The sequence below is a fragment of the Dehalococcoidales bacterium genome, from assembly GCA_041656115.1.
Taxonomy (GTDB): Bacteria; Chloroflexota; Dehalococcoidia; order Dehalococcoidales; family UBA5627; genus UBA5627.
Genome location: JBBAED010000026.1, coordinates 1 through 3,144 on the forward strand (window position 1 = coordinate 1; position 3,144 = coordinate 3,144).

General features: G+C 45.9%; 4 protein-coding genes. All 4 read right to left on the reverse strand.

Features of this window, described 5'->3' with window-relative positions; genetic code table 11:
• Nucleotides 1-1,136: extracellular solute-binding protein (locus WC958_06325; protein MFA5629837.1), on the reverse strand; the 1,136-nt coding region annotated here is incomplete at its 3' end.
• 20 nt (nucleotides 1,137-1,156) lie between these two features.
• Nucleotides 1,157-2,035 (reverse strand): carbohydrate ABC transporter permease, encoded by an 879-nt coding sequence (locus tag WC958_06330; GenBank protein ID MFA5629838.1) that lies wholly within the window; start codon nucleotides 2,033-2,035, stop codon nucleotides 1,157-1,159.
• The gene (locus tag WC958_06335; GenBank protein MFA5629839.1) at nucleotides 2,029-2,988 is read right to left on the reverse strand and encodes an ABC transporter permease subunit; all 960 of its coding nucleotides are present in this window, start codon (nucleotides 2,986-2,988) and stop codon (nucleotides 2,029-2,031) included. Before WC958_06335 ends, WC958_06330 begins: the two co-directional genes overlap by 7 nt.
• Nucleotides 2,963-3,144 (reverse strand): hypothetical protein (locus WC958_06340; protein MFA5629840.1); only part of this gene is annotated, 182 nt, incomplete at its 5' end. The genes WC958_06340 and WC958_06335, both read right to left, overlap by 26 nt.

Consider the following 3,144-nt stretch of genomic DNA (forward strand, 5'->3'; position numbering starts at 1 on the left):
ATTAAATAATCCAAGATTTTGACAAGCCGCATGGGCTCGGGCGCGTCTGCGGAAACGCTGAAGCCGCCCCAAAAAAAGTTCCAACCCTTGTAGGCGCCTTTGTATTGCCCGTCATCGCTGTCAGGCATTGGCAAAATGTCCAGCATATCCATATAGCCATCGGGGTTAAGCGCACGGAATTCGGTCAACGCTCCTGCCACTATGCCGTCGCCGTTGCTTATCATTGCGCCGACGCGGCCCTGGAAGAAGCTCAGTCGGTTTTCGTCCTCAGTCTGTAAAAAGTAATCGGGATAGACATAACCTTCCGATGTGCCGGTTTTGAACCAATCAATCATAGTTTGATAGTTTTCGGTGTTGACCGATAGCTGTATGTCGCCGTTGTCGTCACGGAAATAATCTGGCACCACTCCGAAAGTTCCCATAAAATCTTTATAGAAATCAAAATTGTTTGGCAACGACAGACCGTAGGTATTGTTCGTTTTATCACCGTCGGGGTCTTTAAGCGCAAAATAGGTGAGCATGGAAGTAAAATCAGATAGCGTCTGCGGATGGTCGTAAACTTCATCACCTGTTTTTCCGCGCCCACCGTTTGCCACGCTGTCCTCATTCCATTTCCTCATCCAATCCTTTCGGACATAGAGCGTGTGGTTGGAAACACCGGTGCTTTGCGGCAAGAAATAATTTTTTCCGTTTAATTTTGTGGTTTCCTTATATTGCTCAGAATCCAAAACAGCCTTCAAATTTTTTGCATCAAGTTTTTCAATATACGGGTTAAGGTCAGTGATAACTTCGCGCCGGATTAAATCAGTATAAGAGCTTTCCGAGGGTATAGAAAAGAAAAGATCAGGGGTATCGCCGTCATATACCTCGTTGTTGAGACGAGTGCGCCAATGCGCTTCTGCACTGCCGGAAATATTTAAGCTGACGTTAAATTTGCTTTCGAGATATTTCAATACCCTGTCATTCTCAAGATTTTCAAAGTCCTGAAGTCCGGGCGCGAAAATACGGTAGGAAATTTTCTTATCAGTTTCCGAAAAATCATAAGTCAGTCCGGCAGACGGTTCCGGGCCGCAAGCGGCAAGCAGACTCAGTAACATTGCAATTGCCATTGCTAAACATAGTTTTTTTATTTTCATAGTCTAATGATCTCCTTATTTTATTCTTTTACCGAACCCAAAAAGATACCCTTGACAAAATATCTTTGCACAAACGGATACACAGCTACAATGGGGATTAATGCAAACACAATTAACGCCTTTTGAAAATTTTCAGAAAAATCTTCAAGGTTTATGCCTTCACCGATATTTCCGGTGTTGGTATTAATGACGATATTTTGCAAGACGTTCTGAAGCGGCAAAAGATGTTTGGCTTTTTTGATAAAGATATATGCGGTAAACCAGTCATTCCACTTGCCTACCGCACAGAACAGCGAAAGCGTGGCAATGATGGGCAGCGAAAGCGGAACAATTATTCCTGCCGTAACCCGGAGCGGTCCTGCGCCGTCCATTTCCGCCGCGTCGATAAGGGCTCCGGGTATTTGCATGATGAAGTTTTTCATCAGTATGATACTGAATGCGGACGCGGTACCCGGGATTGACAGCACCCAAAAGGTATCGATCAGTCCAAGTTGGGAAATGACTAGGTAATAAGGTACCAGTCCTCCGCTGAACAGCATGGTAAACAACACAAAGAGCATCATTGTGCGCCTGAAAGGAAGTGCTTTTTGTGAAAGCGCTGCACCTGCGAGTACTGTAATAAACAAATGCACCGCCGTCGCCGTCGCCGTTATTGCCAAGGTTATAAAAAAACTTTTATAGATTGCCGGGCTTTTTAAAATAAACGCATAGGCTCCGAGAGTAAACTCGCGGGGAAAAAGCATGGTTCGGTCTCTTAAAACCGCTCCTCGGCTTGACAAGGACACCGCCAGCAGATTCATGAACGGCACAACCGTTACCGCAACAAGCAGCAGGATAATGCAAAATATTATAACATCGGCAGGCTGGACCCGTGTTTTTTTCTTTATAGCCTTTACCATACGCCTGTGCCTCCTATTTTGTTCGCGGCGCGGTTGGTAAAATAAATCAGCACGAATGCTACCACCGACTTAAACAGGCCCAAGGCGGTAGACAGCTCGATGTTATGACTGATTCCTCCCTCAAAGCCAATCCTATACAGATATGTGTCGATAATATCCGCAACATCGTACACGGGTTCGGAGTACAGGTTGTATATCTGATCAAAACCTCCGTTTAAAATCCCCGAAAGTGAAAGGATAAGTTGTATGGATATCACGGGCGCGATCCCGGGCAAGGTAATAAAACGGATGCGCTGGAGGCGGTTTGCACCGTCAATCCGTGCGGCCTCGTACATACAAGGGTCAATACCCGAAAGCGCGGCAAGATATAGCACTGAGCCAAATCCCATTCCCTTCCAGATGTCAGACAGTATTATAAACGTCAAAAACGGGCCGCTTGAAGTAAGGAAGCTCACCGGCCCCAATCCAAATACCCCGACAAACCGGTTAATCAACCCGTCTTGCATGAGAAGCGTTTTGAACATTCCCGCTAAAATTATCCACGACAGAAAGTGCGGCAGATAGAGCACCGTTTGCGCGAATTTTTTAAATCTCGCAAACGGCAGCTCGTTGAACAAAAGAGCGAGTATTATGGGTGCAGGAAAGCCTATTACCAACCGTAACAGGCTGATAACCAAAGTGTTTTTAAGAACACTCCAAAAATACGGGTCGCGAAACAGCGTTACAAAATGACCGTAAAACGGCTGCATCCACGGACTGCCCCACACACCGTATTTTGGCCAAAAATCTTTAAACGAGAGCACAATCCCCGCCATTGGAAGATAGTTAAACAGAATAAACGATAGCGCGCACGGCAGAAAAAACAGATAATACACATAATATTTTTTAAACCCGCGCAAGTTTCTTTTACCCGTTTGCCGCAAGTTTTCAGGCGGTGTATTTAGCGATTTCATACATTTTATCCTGTCCGCCGTTCAGCGGCAGATTGTAATAAGCTTTGCCGTCAACATCGACCGAAAGCAGCAGCGTATATTCCCCCGCCGGCAAACCGCTGGGGATGTCAAGTTTTATTGTGCCTGTCTCTGCTTGGGCGGACTTGCTGTCGGCAG